Genomic DNA, 14,962 nt, shown 5'->3' with positions numbered 1-14,962 from the left:
AGACGATGATCCGAAAATGCCGACCGGGCAGACCGGACGGTATGGCAGCCTTTGCAACTCCCGCGTCTTGCGACGCACAACACCACTGACGACCGCCCCCACGGCCACACGTCCTACCCAGACGGACAGTTGATACATACCTTTTGCTGGCACGTCCGAAAAGTGCAAAAACTTTGACGAAAGCATGGATCAACCGGGGCAGGCCGCATTCAGAGGGCCACAGCGCCGCGTCCCGGGCGTGTTTTGCGCCACCACTGTTTCCCCACAAGAAATTCAAAAGCCTGCAAAAACCTGCAGCATGCAGCGCCAACCCTTAGTTTCCTGCAAATTCTTGCGATGTCGGGAGTGGCGGCGGACGTCACCGTTTCGGGATGTGGAACAGGCGCAGCAGCCGATCCCGCGCCCCAGGTGGGCCATATTTCAGCCGCATTTTGTTCTGCTCTCCGGCCGAAAAACGGGAACATCGGCCCGATTTGCGACCGGGAGCATCGGAAAACACCATATCTCGGACGAATCATCCCGGTCCGCACGGGGCACGCCAGCAAATGGTCTTCGCGCTGTTTTGGATGTGAGGGGTGGTGCCCGAGGTGAGATTCGAACTCACACACCTTGCGGCGGAGGATTTTGAATCCCCTGCGTCTACCGTTCCGCCACTCGGGCCCCGTGGGGTTGGGTGTAGCCCGCCCGCAGAGCCCCGTCAACCGCTGCTAAAGCCTTCTGACCGCGAAGGTGTCGCATTGGCCCATGTCGCCACTGTCATATCCGCGCAGAAACCAGCGGGCCCGCTGCGCCGAGGTGCCATGGGTGAAGGTATGGGGCATGGGCACGCGACCGGCATTGCGTTGCAGCGTATCATCACCGATCCGATGGGCCGCGTTCACGGCCTCTTCCACATCTCCCGCCTCAAGCGTTCCGAACATCGCTTCGGCCCCCCGCGCCCAGATTCCCGACAGACAGTCGGCCTGCAGTTCGACCCGAACCGAAATGGCATTTACCTCTGTCGCACCCGCGCGGCTGCGCGCGGCATGTGCCTGTCCAAGGATGCCGATCTGGTTCTGGACATGATGGGCAACCTCATGGGCCACCACATAGGCTGCCGCAAAATCCCCACCTGCCCCAAGATCCTGTGCCATGGTCGCGAAGAACGCGGTGTCCAGATAGATTTTCTGGTCAGACGGGCAGTAGAACGGGCCAGTTGCCCCGCTTGCCCCACCGCAGGGCGATCGGGTGACATCGCGATAAAGCACCAGAACCGGGGGGCGATACCGATCTCCGACCTGATCGAGAAAAACCGTGGTCCAAACCTCTTCCGTATCGGCCAACACGACCGAGACGAAATTTCCGGCCTCCTGATCGGCCGGTGACAGCGCTGCCGGGGTGGACGTGCTGGCGCGGCCGGGCGCCTCCGCTTCGATCAGGCCCGAGACATCGACCCCGAAATAGGCCCCGACCAGCAAAAGGACCAGCGCACCGATCCCCCCCACCGCTGGGCCACCTGCCGCGCGGCCCTGTCCGCGCCGATCCTCGATATTGCTGCTGCCACGACGGCCACGCCACTCCATGTCACGCTCCTTGCACCAAATTGAGGCAGACTACCCCGAAGCGCCCCAGACGAATACCCATGTCCATGTGCAATCTGGGGATGCAGGATTCCGGGCGGCACGCACCTTGACCTTGTCGCGGGGGCGTGTTGCAAGGGCGATATTGCGGCATAACGGTCCCAGCCAATCGGAGGTTCCATGTTCCGGGCGCTTTATGACTGGACGATCAGGTGGGCAGGCTCGCGCCATGCTGAAAAGGCGCTCGGTGGCGTGTCTTTCGTGGAAAGCTCGGTCTTTCCGATTCCGGCGGATGTGCTTTTCGTTCCCATGTGCCTTGCACGGCCGGAACAGGCCATGCGCTACGCGCTGATCGCGACCGTCACCTCGGTGCTGGGAGGGATCCTTGGCTGGGCGATCGGGCTTTATGCCTTTGACCTGATCGCGCGGCCGATCCTTGAGTTTTACGGAAAATACGCGGCCTTCGAGGCGCTGAAGGCGCAGACCGGCGAGGGGGCGATCCTGCTGATGCTCGTGACGTCGGGCCTGTCGCATCTGCCGCCGATGAAGGTGGTCACGATCCTGTCAGGTGTGGTTGCCTTTGACCTGAAGTTGTTCATCCTGTCGGCCATCGTGGCGCGCGGGGGGCGGTTCTATCTGCTGGCCTGGTTGCTGCGGCGCTATGGTGTGGCGATCACCGGATTTATCGAACGGCGTCTGCCGCTTATTGCCCTCGGGGTCTGCCTTGCACTGGCAGGGGCCTGGGTCGCGCTGAAGGCGATGTGAAAGGACCGAAGGGATGACAATGACGCGGCAAAAGGCGGCCATCGCGGCGGCGGCGGGCGGTTCGGCGGCGCTGCTGCTGGGGGCGCTGGCCTTTCAATATCTGGGGGGGCTTGCGCCCTGTCAGCTCTGCATCTGGCAGCGCTGGCCGCATCTGGCGGCAGTGATCATCGGGCTTCTGGCGCTGACGCTGGGCCTGCGGGCGCTGGCTTGGCTGGGGGCGCTGGCGGCGCTGACCTCGGCCGGGATCGGGGTTTTCCACGTCGGGGTGGAGCAGAAATGGTGGGAAGGGCTGGCCTCTTGCACCGCGGGCTCGATCCAGGGGATCAGCACGGCCGACCTGCTGAACCCGTCGGTGGATGTGGCGGCGGTGGTGCGCTGCGATGCGATTGCCTGGCAGATGTTCGGCCTGTCGATGGCGGGCTGGAATGTGGTGATCTCCGTCGCACTTGCCCTGATCTGGATCTGGGCCGCGCGTCGGGCCTGACCCATCAGCCAGACCCATCAGACGGACAAAGGGGGCCTTGCGGCCCCCTATTTCATGGGGCGGGGTCTGATCCGAACAACCGCCCATGTTCCTGAATGGCGAAACGGTCCGTCATGCCGGCGACGTAATCGGCCACGATCCGCGCCAGCGCTGTATCCGAACTCGCCGCTTCAATATCCGCGCGCCATTCCTGCGGCAGCAGATCCGGCTGACGCAGGAAGAGCGGAAAGAGATCATCCAGCATCGCCGTCACCCGCGCGCGTTCCGTCATCACCGAAGGGGCGCGATACATGCGATGGAACAGGAAGCTGCGGACGGCCTTGAGTTCCTGATAGAGCGGCTTGGAAAAGCGGATGATCGTCGTGCCCATGGCGCGGATTTCATCCACCGATTTCGGCCGGGCCGCATCAAGACGGTTCTGCGCGACATGGATCACATCCTCGACCATGACGCCAAAGACCCGGCGCAGCGCCTCATGCCGGCGGCGCATCTTCTCCAGCCCCGGATAGAGGCGATCTACCAACTCGAATGCGGGGCCTGTCACCGGAAGCTCCATCAGGTCCGCCTCGGTAAACAGCCCCGAGCGCAGGCCATCATGCAGGTCGTGGTGCGAATAGGCGACATCATCGGCAATCGCCGCCACCTGCGCCTCGGCGCTGGCGTGGGTGTCCAGCTCGAGGTCCCAATCGGCATTGGCTTCGACCAGCGCATAGGGCAGCGGATCGGGCGCATGTTTCGGGTCTGCATTGGGGCCGGTCAGCGGGCCATTGTGCTTGGCGATGCCCTCAAGGCTTTCCCAGGTCAGGTTCAGCCCGTCAAAGCCCGCGTAATGGCGTTCCAGCTTGGTCACGATCCGCAGGGCCTGCGCGTTGTGATCGAAGCCGCCATAGGGTTCCATCAGGCGTGCCAGTGCATCCTCACCCGTATGGCCGAAGGGCGTATGTCCAAGGTCATGGGCCAGCGCGATACATTCCGCCAGATCTGTATTCAGCCCCAGCACCCCCGAGATCGTGCGCGCGACCTGCGCCACTTCGATCGAATGGGTCAGGCGGGTGCGGTAATAATCGCCCTCATGTTCGACAAAGACCTGGGTCTTGTGTTTCAGACGCCGAAAGGCCGAGGAATGGATGATCCGGTCACGGTCGCGCTGAAAGGGCGAGCGGAAGGTGGACATGCTTTCGGGGTGGCGGCGCCCGCGCGAGTGTTCGGGCAGGCAGGCGAAGGGAGCGAGCGTCTGGGTCATCAAACCTAGGTCATGCAGAACTTGTGTGTCATCACTCTGGCACCTATATGTGGAAAAGCCCATGAAGGATATGGAAATTCCACCGATGGACCTTCAGCTTCCTGCCGATGCCACCCTGCCGCGCGTGACCGACCGCGCCTTTGCCCGCCTTGCCGAAATCGCCGAGATGACCGGCGAGACCAAGGCCCTGCGCGTTGCGGTCGATGGCGGCGGCTGTTCCGGCTTTCAATATGACATCAAGCTTGACGATCCCGCGGCCGAGGATCTGGTGCTGGAAAAGGACGGACAGAAGGTTCTGGTCGATCCGGTTTCCCTGCCCTTCCTGCAAAATGCGGTGATCGATTTCACCGAAGAGCTGATCGGGGCGCGGTTCGTGATCCAGAACCCCAATGCGACCTCTAGCTGCGGCTGCGGCACTTCGTTTTCGATGTAAGGGGCGGCTCAGCCCGCCCGCCGCTGCGCCTGCACCAGCCAGATCCCCGATCCGATGACCAATGCAGCCCCGGCCCAAAGCTCGGGGCGCACCGTCTCACCAAAGAGGATCTGCCCGATGATCACCATCCAGAGGAACTGGATGTTGGTGATCTGCATGACCACATAGGCTGGCAGCAGCTTGACCACGATCACGATCAGCCAGCGCGTGATCACCAGAAACCCGGTATAGACCCCCAGCATCATCAGATCGCCCGCCCCCATCGGCTGCCAGACCTGCGGCAGGAAGGCGAAGCCCACCAGCGCGCAGGCAAGCTGGGCGTAAAAGACCTGCGTGAAGGAATGGGTATGGCTGCGGCAAATGCGGCGCGACAGCACGATTGAAGCCGCGCCCAGAAGGCTTGCCCCAAGTCCGGCAAGATAGCCGGGGCCGATGCTTCCGGTGCAATCAGGCTCCATCATCAGAAGTCCGATCAGGCCGAAGCCAAGTGCCCCCCAGGTCGCCAGCCGGATGCGTTCGCGCAACAGCAGCCCCGACAGCACCGCCCCGAAGATGGGCATCATCGCCACAAAGACAAAGACCTCGGCAAAGGCAAGGTCGCGGAAAGCGAGGAAGAAGCAGACCGTGCTTGCCGCGCCGAAGATCGAACGCAGCGCCACCAGACCCGGCGATCCGGTCCGAAGGATGAAGCGCCCCGGCCCTGCCGCTGCCGCCCCCAGCCCCGCCAGTACAACCAGCCCCCCCGACAGGGCCATGAGCTGCGGGGCCGCATAGCTGACGATCAGATCCTTGGCAATGGCATCCGCGCTGACCGACACCAGCGTATTCAGTAGCGCAAGCCCGGCCCCGACCCAGGCCGCGCGCGACACCATGCTGCTGCCTGCCAGCGTCGCCGTCATGCCGGACGCGCCTCGGGCCAGATCGGGACGGGGCGCGAAGCGCGGGCAAAGCGGGCGAAGAAGCGGTCGAACATCGGGCTTTCGGCGGCCCCCAGATCGGCCCGGGCAAAGGCATTTTCCGACACCTGATCCCGGCAGAGGCTGCGCATCCTGGACCAGTCGGCGCTGCGGCGGTTGCCCTGTGCCCGCAGTGCCTGTGACCATTCCCGCAAGGGGGAAATCGCGGGGCGGTTCAGTTGGATCGACATCGGTCCCCCAGAATAGGCATCACCAAAAGCACGATCTTCGATTGTGCCGAACAGCCACTGATTGACAAGAAAAATATGATAGCAATCAGAGGAATCCGGGCAGGTACCCGGGCTGATCCGGAACGCGGTGTTTTCAGCCCGCAGATGCCGCAACCAGAGCGGCGGCAGCACCTCGCCCGCGTAATGCAGCGCGAGGCAGACCTCGCCCAGCAGATCGCCATTCCCCTCCAGATGCGACAGACTGCCCAGCATGAGCATGCTTTCCACCACCGCAGGCTGCAATTTCAACGGCTTGCGCCCGTAGTCCGCCAAGTAAAAGACCGCATGAAGAAGATCATAGGCCGCGCGCGGATTGGGGATGGCAAAGGTCTCGGGGCGCGACATGAAGCGCGTCAGACGCTCATCCAGCCCCTCGAAGGCCACTGTCCGACCATGACGCGCCATCAGAAACCGCAGCTCTGCGCGCTGAAGATCATTGACCTCGGCGTCCACCAGACCCTGATCCAGCATCCAATCCGCAAGGCGCGCGCCAAGCCCGCCGGGATAGCCCAGATCCTCAAGCGAGGTGATCAGATTCAGAATCAGCCGTGCATATTGCGGATGGAAGGCCACCATATCGGCCGCACCCTCGACAAAGGGCTGATAGACCGACAGGGCCAGCTCCGGCAGCCGCCGGTTTAGCGCGCTCAGCACGCCCAGAAGCTCGCCGTTCTCCTTCAGCCAATAGGCATCGCCCGGCTGGCGGCGGTGATGGGCGAAGCTGGCCAGCAAAGGAGCGATCCCGCCGGACGCAGCCGCGGGGTGCGCGGCGCGGGCGCGCTGCGCGAAACGGACGATGTTGGACATGGAACCCTCAGGGCCCGGCTGGGAAAACCCCCGTCCTGCGCCGGGCCAAGGCCATGGACGGGGGTCTTGTCAGCTCAGTTCGAGCAGAGCATCAGCTGGGCATTTCCACCCGAGATCATGTCGCCTGCTTCGATGTTCGAGCAGAGCATCAGATCGGTCGACACGCCGGTTTCGATGTTGGAGCAGAGCATCAGGCCGGTCTCGGCGCCGGCGATCATGTCGCCTGCTTCGATGTTCGAGCAGAGCATCATGTCCGCGCCCTGACCCAGGGTCATGTCGGCGGCGGCGAAGGACAGGGTTTGGGCTTCGGTCTTACGCAGTGCGCTCATGGTGGATCTCCCGTGGTTGAGCAGGTTTTGCCCCTTCACGGTTGATCCAAATGATTGTTTTTTCAAACGTTTTTACATCCACAGGTTGCACATGCGCTTGTCCACATCCCTGCTATCCGCTAAGCCCACGCACCGATTAACCTAAACGTGATTTTGATCCGTTATCCACAACTTCAGGGTAGGAAACTTGTCCACACCCTGCCCCACAATCCATGATTCGAAAGAATTAACAAAGTGTTAACGTCGGGAGTTTCCGTGCAGGTTTAACTGCGCCGAAAGCCCGCCTCGGCCACCGGCCCTTGCCAGCCGCCCGCAGGCGCGCGATAGAGACCCAAGGGCCGAAAAGCGCGCGGAGCGGACATGAAAATCGCCACCTTCAATATCAACGGCATCAAGGCCCGGATCGAGGCCCTGCCGCGCTGGCTTGAGGCCGCGAAACCCGATGTCGTGGCGCTGCAGGAAATCAAGTCGGTCGATGACGCCTTTCCCCGCGAGATGTTCGAGGATCTGGGCTGGCGGGTCGAAACCCATGGGCAGAAAAGCTTCAACGGCGTGGCGATCCTGTCGCGCTTGCCGCTGGAGGATGTGACGCGCGGTCTGCCGGGCGATGACAGTGACGAACAGGCGCGCTGGATCGAGGCCACGGTGATGGGCGACACGCGCCGAGTGCGCCTCTGCGGGCTTTACCTGCCGAACGGAAACCCGGTCAGCTTCGGCGCAGATGGCCGCCCGCTGATCGAAGGGAAATACGGCTACAAGCTGGGCTGGATGGAGCGTATGCGGGCCCGCGCGGCCGAACTGCTGCTGGGGGAAGAGCCGGTCGTCTTGGCCGGGGATTACAACATCATCCCGCAGGCCGAAGATGCAGCCCGCCCCGAGGCCTGGGGGCAGGATGCGCTGTTCCTGCCCGAAAGCCGCGCCGCCTTCCGCCGCATCCTGAACCTTGGCTATACCGAGGCGTTCCGGTCGCGCGTCAGCGGGCCGGGGCATTATTCCTTCTGGGATTATCAGGCCGGCGCTTGGGACCGGAACAACGGCATCCGGATCGACCACCTGCTGCTCAGCCCGCAGGCGGCCGACCTGCTCCGCGATGTGCAGATCGACCGGGCGGTGCGGGGCGAGGACAAGCCTTCCGACCACGTGCCGGTCTGGATCGACCTCGACGCCTGAGGGCCCCTCAGGGGAAGTCGCGCGTCACATCCATGCCGTGGATCCAGTCGAAGCGCGCAAGCCCCGCGCCGGGCGCAATGCGGCCTGCCACCCGCAGGCCCAGATGCGCGACACCCCGCGCGACCCCCGACAGGTGATAGGCGCGCGCATTGCCATTGGCGGCGCTGACAATGCGGTCGCAGCGTCGGACGCGCGCGTCCTGATAGGCCGCAAGCGTCGCCGCGCCGGGGCCGTGGCGATCCAGCAGCGCGGCCAGCGCCCAGGCATCCTCCAGCGCCATATTCGCGCCCTGTGCCAGAAAGGGCAGCGTCGGATGGGCGGCATCGCCGAGGATCACCGCCATGCCCTCGGGCAGCACCCGTCCCCAGACCTCGGCAACAGGGTGCCGGAACAGACCCCAGAGCCAAAGCTCGCGCACCTGATCCAGCCAGCCCCGCACCCGCGGCCCGAAGCTTTCAAAAGCCAGTTGCAGCGCCAAGGGATCATCCGGCTGGTTCCAGCCTTCTTCGACCCAGCGGCTGCGCTCTTCAACCGCGACGATGTTCCGCAGCGTGCCGCCGCGCAGCGGGTAGCTGACCAGATGGCGCCCCGCGCCCATATGCACCTCGGCCACCGGGGCGGCGCCAGGTTCAGCGGGGATCGTCGCGCGCCAGGCGACCTGGCCGGTAAAGAACGGTGGCACCACCCCGTTCAGCGCCCCGCGCACCCGCGAATGCAGCCCATCCGCCCCGATCAGCAGCGGCGCGAGGCTTTCGGCCCCCTGCGCCGTCAAAAGGCGCGGGCATGGGCCGGAAAGATCGACCGAGTCGATCTGCTGCAGCAGCCGGATCTGCACCCCGGCGGCGCGCGCGCCATCGGCCAGAAGGTCGATCAGATCGGCGCGATGCGTCAGATGCCAGCCTAGGCCTGGGCGAAGCTTGGCTAGATCCATCCGCAGGACTAGGCTGTCATCGCGGCCATCGCGCAGTTCGACCGCGGCCGCACGCTGGGTGGCCGCCTCAAGCGCGGGACCAAGGCCCAGCCCGCGCAACACCGCCGCCCCGTTCGGCGTGATCTGCAGCCCGGCGCCCACCTCGCGGATCGCCTCGGCGCGTTCCAGAACCGTAACCTGCGCGCCGCGCAAGGCCAGTGCCCGCGCTACCGCCAGCCCCGCCACCCCGGCGCCCAGCACCGTGATCTCGCGTCCCCGAACCCCAGACATACCCATCCCCGATCATGAAAAAGCCGGACCCGAAGGCCCGGCACATCCTTGGCGATCAGCCGCATCCCCGCAAGGTTGCGGCCTGTGACCTGCCGTCGCAGCACTCAGTCCTCGCGGTGGACCTTCTCGCGGCGCTCATGCTTTTCTTGCGCTTCCAGCGTCATGGTCGCGATGGGGCGTGCATCGAGACGCTTGAGGCTGATCGGCTCGCCGGTCATCTCGCAATAGCCGTATTCGCCATCCTCGATCCGGCGCAGGGCGGCGTCGATCTTGTTGATCAGCTTGCGCTGCCGGTCACGGGTCCGCAGTTCCAAGGCGCGATCCGTCTCTTCGCTGGCGCGGTCGGCCAGATCGGGGACGTTGCGGGCGCTTTCATGCAGGTTGTCGATCGTTTCGGCGCTCTGTTCCAGCAGTTCCTGCTTCCATGTCAGCAGTTTGCGCCGGAAATACTCAAGCTGCCGATCATTCATGAACGGCTCATCCTCCGCGGGGCGGTAGTCGTCGGGGAGAAAGATCTCTGCCTTCATCGCAGTAACTCCACTTGGGCAGACGACGCGATCCGGGCCTGACGGCGGGCCGGGCGGCGTGTCGTCTTGTGCGGTCCCTCTAACGGAAGCCGACGCGATTGTCACTAGCAGTTGCGAGGATTTTGGTGGCGCACTAGGGTCCCTCCACAAACTGTTGCACAACCGACGGACGCCCCATGCAATTTTCCTCGACCCGCAGCTACATCGCCTCGGAGGATCTGGCCATTGCGGTCAATGCCGCCGTCACGCTGCAGCGCCCCCTTCTGGTGAAGGGCGAACCCGGCACCGGCAAGACGGAACTGGCCCGGCAGGTCGCCGAAAGCCTGGGAATGGAGCTGCTGGAATGGAACGTGAAAAGCACGACCAAGGCGCAGCAGGGGCTTTATGAATATGACGCCGTCAGCCGGTTGCGCGACAGCCAGCTGGGCGAAGAGCGGGTCCATGATGTCCGCAACTACATCCGCAAGGGCAAACTCTGGCAGGCCTTCGAGGCCGACCGCCGCGTCGTCCTACTGATCGATGAAATCGACAAGGCCGATATCGAATTCCCCAACGACCTGTTGCAAGAGCTCGACCGGATGGAGTTCCACGTCTACGAGACGGGCGAGACGATACGCGCCCGTCATCGGCCCGTGGTGATCATCACCTCGAACAATGAAAAGGAACTGCCCGACGCGTTCCTGCGTCGCTGTTTCTTTCATTACATCCGCTTCCCGGACCTGGAGACGCTGCGCGCCATCGTCTCGGTGCATTACCCCGATATCCGCGAACAGTTGCTGACCACCGCGCTGACGCAATTCTACGAAATCCGCGAGACGCCGGGGCTGAAGAAAAAGCCCTCGACCTCGGAGGTGCTGGATTGGCTGAAGCTCTTGCTGGCAGAAGATCTCGGCCCCGAGGATCTGAAACGCGAGGGGCGCAACCTTCTGCCGCGGCTGCATGGGGCGCTGCTGAAGAATGAACAGGATGTGCATCTTTTTGAGCGGCTGGCCTTCATGGCACGGGGGCAGCGCTGAGGGGCGTGTGAACAACGTCCGCCAAGCCCTTGGTCTGCGCGAAGAATCAGGCACGGGCGGCCGCAGGGTCGCCCCGATATTGGCCACAATTCAGACACAATAACATCACGACACCAGTTGAATCTGAAACAATTGAAACAATCTGGGAGCAAACAGCCGCAAATCTGGCAAAAATGTGGCGAAACACCACGAAAGCTTGGGGTGCCGCTCTGGCACCGAAATCCAGAGATTGACACATTCACGTCCTGCTTCTGACATGGGTCTGGCGTTCAGTCCAAAAGACGAAACGTGCATTCACCTACGGACGGGTCTTTGTCGGATATGATGTTCAGTCCCAAACCAGCGTCGGCGCGCGATCAGCGTGCATCTGGCGCAGCGGGGGCCGCTGCCGCGGTGGCTCTTGGCATGGGGATTGAAGGGGTCATCGCGACAGATGCACCGCCTTGCAGGTGTCCGCAGCGCCCCCTGCCGGGGCAGTTTGCGGGAATGACGAACCCGGCGACCTTCGGGCCGCTGCGACCGGTGGGGGCCGGTTGCAGTGGCATCGGGGGCGCCACCTCCCTGTCCGGTCGGGTGGGCGATGCGGGGGCATCGCACGCAAGACAGCACCGGGAACTGCGTGAACCGGGCCGAAGGGCGCGCCTTCTGCGGGCGTGGCCGCGGCCATTTGATGAAGATTATAGTCACGGGGCTGCCAACCCATGCGTTTTGCTGCAATTCTTGCCGTCGCCACCCTGACGGCCTGTGCGCCGACCTCGAACCCGTCAGGCAATGCCGAGGTGTCGATGAACCGCATTCCCGAAACAACCGGGTCTGCCACGACGGCGCGCAGCGCGGCGCCCGCCTTTGCGGCGGTGGCACCGACACGGGTGCAGCGGTCAAACACGGAAATCGCGCAAGACTTCATGGACCTTGAGTTCCGCATGGAAAGCGGGCGCCCGCTTGCGATGCTGACCCGGTTCGAAGGCCCGATCACGGTGGCGTTGCGCGGGCAGGTTCCTGCCTCGGCGCAGGGCGATCTGACCCGGCTTCTGGGGCGGTTCCGGGCCGAGGCCGGGCTGAACATCTCGCAGACGCAGGGCGCGGCCTCGATCACCGTGGAATTCATCCCCCGTCGCACCATTCGCAACACCTATGCCAATGTGGCCTGTTTCGTGGCGCCGCGCGTGTCTTCCTGGGCGGAATACAAACAGGCCCGCGGCACCGGTCAGCTGGATTGGGCCAGCGTGACCCGGCGTGACCGGGTCGCGATCTTCGCCCCCTCGGATGCCAGCCCGCAAGAGATCCGCGATTGCCTGCATGAGGAAATGGCGCAGGCGATGGGGCCGCTGAATGACCTGTATCAGCTGCCCGACAGCGTCTTCAACGACGACAACTTCCACACCGTGCTGACCGGTTTCGACATGCTGGTGCTGCGCCTGCATTACGCGCCGGAACTGCGGTCGGGGATGACCAGGGAACAGGTCGCGGCCATCGTGCCGGGCCTGCTGGCGCGGATGAACCCCTCGGGCGTGGCGGGGCGCAGCCATAACGGCGGGCGCACACCGCAACCCTGGGTCAAGGCGATGGAGGCAGCCCTTGGCGCCGGCGGCACTGCGAGGACCAAGCAGGAGGCCGCGGCGCGCGCGCTCCATATCGCGCAGGCGCAGGGCTGGGGCGATGCACGGCTTGCGTTTTCCTGGTTCGCCGTGGGCCGCCTGCAGGTCGGGCATGACCCGGTCGCCGCCGCCAATGCCTTTGCCGAGGCCGCGCGCATCTACCGCGCCCTGCCCGGCGCGCAGATCCATGCCGCCCATGTGGACATGCAGCTCGCCGCCCTCGCGCTGAGCCAAGGCCGCCCGGATCAGACGCTGGCCTTCGCCGAACGCGCCCTGCCCGTGGTGCGTGAGGCGCAGAATGCCTCTTTGCTTGCGACGCTGATGATGCTCAAGGCCGAGGCGCTCGACCTCTCTGGCGACAGTGCGGGTGCGCGGGCGGTGCGCCTCGACAGTCAGCCTTGGGCGCGCTATGGCTTCGGCTCGGACGCGGTCACGCGGGCCCGGCAGCGCGACATCACGGCGCTGGCGCCCTCGCGGCTGGCCATGGCACTGAAGGGATAAGGGCGGCCCTGCCGCCCGGCAGGAGAGGCACATGATCGTCATTACCGCCATTGTTTTCGGGGCTTTGCTGGGGGCGCTGCGGGCCCGCAAGCATGGCGGAAGCAAGCTCGACATGCTGCAATGGGGCGCAGGCTTTGCGATCCTCTTCGGGATCCTGGGCCTGTTCCTCACGATCTACATCGAACGCATGATCTGATCGCGATGTTCCTGCCCTTCTTTGAGACGCTGCGACGGGTGGGGGTGCCGGTCTCGCTCCGGGAATATCTCGCGTTTCTGGAAGGGTTGGCCGCGGGTCTGGTTACCTATGACCCCGAGGGGTTCTATTACCTGGCCCGCACCGCCATGGTGAAGGACGAACGGTTTCTGGATCGGTTCGACCGCGCCTTTGCGGAAAGCTTCAAGGGGCTCGAATCGATCCCGGCCGAGGCGGTGCTGGAGGCGATCGACCTGCCGCGCGACTGGCTGGAAAAGCTGGCCGAGAAATACCTGACGCCGGAAGAAAAGGCCCAGATCGCCGCGCTTGGCGGGTTCGACGCGCTGATGGCAACCTTGCGGAAGCGCCTTGAGGAACAGAAGGGCCGCCATCAGGGCGGCAACACATGGATCGGCACGGCCGGAACCTCGCCCTTCGGGGCCTATGGTTACAACCCGGAAGGCATCCGCATCGGGCAAGAGACCAGTCGCCACCAGCGCGCGGTCAAAGTCTGGGACAAGCGCGAATTCAAGAACCTTGACGATCAGGTCGAGCTTGGCACCCGCAACATCAAGGTAGCGCTGCGCCGTCTGCGCCGCTGGGCCCGCGATGGCGCCGCGGAAGAACTGGACCTTGACGGCACGATCCGCGCCACCGCCGATCACGGCTATCTGGATGTGCAGACCCGCCCCGAACGCCGCAATGCCGTGAAGGTGCTGCTGTTTTTGGATGTCGGCGGGTCGATGGACCCTTACATCCGCGTGCTGGAAGAACTGTTCAGCGCCGCGAAATCCGAATTCAAGCATCTGCGGCACTATTACTTCCACAATTGCCTCTATGAAGGCGTCTGGACGGACAATGCCCGCCGCTGGAACGAACAGACCCCCACATGGGAGGTGCTGCGGACCTATGGCCCCGATTACAAGGCGATCTTCGTGGGCGACGCCGCCATGTCGCCCTATGAGATCCTGCATCCAGGTGGCGCAAATGAACATTGGAACCCCGAGGCAGGTCAGGTCTGGCTGGAACGGGCCTGCACGCAATGGCCGAACCATCTCTGGATCAACCCCGCGCCCGAGGCCTATTGGCCCCATACCCAGTCCACCCGTCTGATCCGCGACATTTTCGGTGGGCAGATGGTGCCCATGACGCTGGAAGGCATCACCCGCGGCATCAAGGCATTGCGCTAGGGACCACCCTGCCCCCATATATCGGGCATGAGCAGCCTCTTCCCCATCCTCCTTGCCGTGGCCTATGCGCTGGTGATGTATCGCTTCTCCGCCTGGCAGACCGCCCGGACGCTGGACCAGAAGTCGCACCCTATGCGCGACCCCGATCTCTTGCGCGCCGTGGACCGGATTGCCGTGGCGCTCGATCTGCCGAAGATCGAGGTCCATGTATTCGAGGTCGATCCGGTGAACGGGCTTGCCGCCCCCGATGGCCGCATCTTCCTGACCGAAGGTTTCCTGCGCCAATATCGGCGGGGCGAGGTCACGGCGGATGAAATGGCGGCCGTCATCGCGCATGAGCTGGGCCATGTGGCGCTTGGCCACACACGACGGCGGATGATCGATTTCACCGGGGCCAATGCGGTTTTCGTGATGCTGACGGCGCTGCTGTCGCGCTTTTTGCCCTTCATCGGCATCTGGATCGCCAATCTGATTTCCTCGGCGGTCATGGCGGGCATTTCGCGCAAGGATGAATTTGAGGCCGACGCCTATGCCTCGGCCCTATTGATCAAGGCCGGGATCGGGACGGCCGCGCAGAAATCGCTTTTCCGCAAACTGGACCGGCTGACCGGCAATCGCGGCACGACGCCCGCCTGGTTGCTCTCGCATCCGTCCTGCGCCGACCGCATCGCCGCGATCGAGGCGAATGAGGCCCGCTGGCAGGCAGCCGTCAGCGCCTGAGGGGCGTTGACGCGGCGCCCGCACGCGGCGAATGTCGGGC

General features: G+C 64.2%; 16 protein-coding genes and 1 tRNA gene. 9 read left to right on the top strand and 8 right to left on the bottom strand.

The annotated features are described in order from the left end of the window. Positions 1 to 576 precede the first annotated feature (576 nt). A tRNA-Leu gene (locus IE101_RS01985) sits at positions 577 to 660 on the bottom strand. A 47-nt stretch (positions 661 to 707) separates the two neighbouring features. Further along, positions 708 to 1,562, bottom strand: a complete 855-nt coding sequence (gene ypfJ / locus IE101_RS01980; RefSeq protein WP_189632120.1) for a KPN_02809 family neutral zinc metallopeptidase — start codon at positions 1,560 to 1,562, stop codon at positions 708 to 710. A 177-nt stretch (positions 1,563 to 1,739) separates the two neighbouring features. Between ypfJ and IE101_RS01975 the strand changes: the two genes are divergently transcribed. Both IE101_RS01975 and IE101_RS01970 read left to right on the top strand, forming a co-directional pair. Further along, on the top strand, positions 1,740 to 2,324 hold the full coding sequence (locus IE101_RS01975) for a YqaA family protein (RefSeq protein ID WP_189632119.1): 585 nt from the start codon (positions 1,740 to 1,742) through the stop codon (positions 2,322 to 2,324). 19 nt (positions 2,325 to 2,343) lie between these two features. Then, positions 2,344 to 2,808, top strand: coding sequence for a disulfide bond formation protein B (locus IE101_RS01970; protein WP_189632118.1), 465 nt, complete (start codon positions 2,344 to 2,346; stop codon positions 2,806 to 2,808). A 52-nt stretch (positions 2,809 to 2,860) separates the two neighbouring features. On the opposite strand, the gene IE101_RS01965 is transcribed toward IE101_RS01970, so the two are convergent. Continuing rightward, the gene (locus IE101_RS01965; protein WP_268247266.1) at positions 2,861 to 4,114 is read right to left on the bottom strand and encodes a deoxyguanosinetriphosphate triphosphohydrolase; all 1,254 of its coding nucleotides are present in this window, start codon (positions 4,112 to 4,114) and stop codon (positions 2,861 to 2,863) included. Positions 4,115 to 4,136: 22 nt separating this feature from the next. Here IE101_RS01965 and IE101_RS01960 point away from each other — a divergent pair, with 22 nt between their 5' ends. After that, a complete protein-coding gene (locus IE101_RS01960; protein WP_189632716.1) occupies positions 4,137 to 4,484 on the top strand; it encodes a HesB/IscA family protein in 348 nt (115 codons plus the stop codon). Between the two features lie 8 nt (positions 4,485 to 4,492). Here the strand turns inward: IE101_RS01960 and IE101_RS01955 are convergent, their stop codons facing one another. The 3 genes from IE101_RS01955 to IE101_RS01945 all read right to left on the bottom strand — a co-directional run bounded on the left by IE101_RS01955 (position 4,493) and on the right by IE101_RS01945 (position 6,806). Beyond that, positions 4,493 to 5,383, bottom strand: coding sequence for a DMT family transporter (locus IE101_RS01955; RefSeq protein ID WP_189632116.1), 891 nt, complete (start codon positions 5,381 to 5,383; stop codon positions 4,493 to 4,495). Then, complete coding sequence (locus IE101_RS01950) at positions 5,380 to 6,477, bottom strand: DUF6902 family protein (protein ID WP_189632115.1); 1,098 nt, start codon at positions 6,475 to 6,477, stop codon at positions 5,380 to 5,382. Before IE101_RS01950 ends, IE101_RS01955 begins: the two co-directional genes overlap by 4 nt. Positions 6,478 to 6,551: 74 nt before the next feature. Further along, a complete protein-coding gene (locus IE101_RS01945; protein ID WP_189632114.1) occupies positions 6,552 to 6,806 on the bottom strand; it encodes a hypothetical protein in 255 nt (84 codons plus the stop codon). Between the two features lie 360 nt (positions 6,807 to 7,166). Here IE101_RS01945 and xth point away from each other — a divergent pair, with 360 nt between their 5' ends. Then, positions 7,167 to 7,976, top strand: coding sequence for an exodeoxyribonuclease III (gene xth / locus IE101_RS01940; protein WP_189632113.1), 810 nt, complete (start codon positions 7,167 to 7,169; stop codon positions 7,974 to 7,976). 7 nt (positions 7,977 to 7,983) lie between these two features. On the opposite strand, the gene IE101_RS01935 is transcribed toward xth, so the two are convergent. After that, positions 7,984 to 9,177: an FAD-dependent monooxygenase gene (locus IE101_RS01935; protein ID WP_373296040.1), complete on the bottom strand. Its 1,194-nt coding sequence runs from the start codon at positions 9,175 to 9,177 to the stop codon at positions 7,984 to 7,986. A gap of 104 nt (positions 9,178 to 9,281) precedes the next feature. After that, positions 9,282 to 9,704 (bottom strand): RNA polymerase-binding protein DksA, encoded by a 423-nt coding sequence (gene dksA / locus IE101_RS01930; RefSeq protein ID WP_189632111.1) that lies wholly within the window; start codon positions 9,702 to 9,704, stop codon positions 9,282 to 9,284. Between the two features lie 176 nt (positions 9,705 to 9,880). On the opposite strand from dksA, the gene IE101_RS01925 reads away from it, so the two are divergent. From IE101_RS01925 to IE101_RS01905, 5 genes are all read left to right on the top strand, one after another. Beyond that, positions 9,881 to 10,720 carry an AAA family ATPase gene (locus IE101_RS01925; protein ID WP_189632110.1) on the top strand — a complete coding sequence of 280 codons (840 nt, stop codon included), beginning with the start codon at positions 9,881 to 9,883 and terminating at the stop codon, positions 10,718 to 10,720. Between the two features lie 701 nt (positions 10,721 to 11,421). Next, a complete protein-coding gene (locus tag IE101_RS01920; RefSeq protein WP_189632109.1) occupies positions 11,422 to 12,819 on the top strand; it encodes a DUF2927 domain-containing protein in 1,398 nt (465 codons plus the stop codon). Positions 12,820 to 12,850: 31 nt separating this feature from the next. Next, positions 12,851 to 13,015: a hypothetical protein gene (locus IE101_RS01915; RefSeq protein WP_189632108.1), complete on the top strand. Its 165-nt coding sequence runs from the start codon at positions 12,851 to 12,853 to the stop codon at positions 13,013 to 13,015. A 5-nt stretch (positions 13,016 to 13,020) separates the two neighbouring features. After that, a complete protein-coding gene (locus IE101_RS01910; protein WP_189632107.1) occupies positions 13,021 to 14,202 on the top strand; it encodes a vWA domain-containing protein in 1,182 nt (393 codons plus the stop codon). A 27-nt stretch (positions 14,203 to 14,229) separates the two neighbouring features. Further along, entirely contained in the window at positions 14,230 to 14,922 is a 693-nt protein-coding gene (locus IE101_RS01905) for a M48 family metallopeptidase (RefSeq protein ID WP_189632106.1), read from the top strand. Positions 14,923 to 14,962: the final 40 nt, after the last annotated feature.

Source organism: Gemmobacter lanyuensis, assembly GCF_014652355.1.
GTDB lineage: Bacteria > Pseudomonadota > Alphaproteobacteria > Rhodobacterales > Rhodobacteraceae > Gemmobacter > Gemmobacter lanyuensis.
This window is presented reverse-complemented; position numbering and strand designations above follow the sequence as displayed.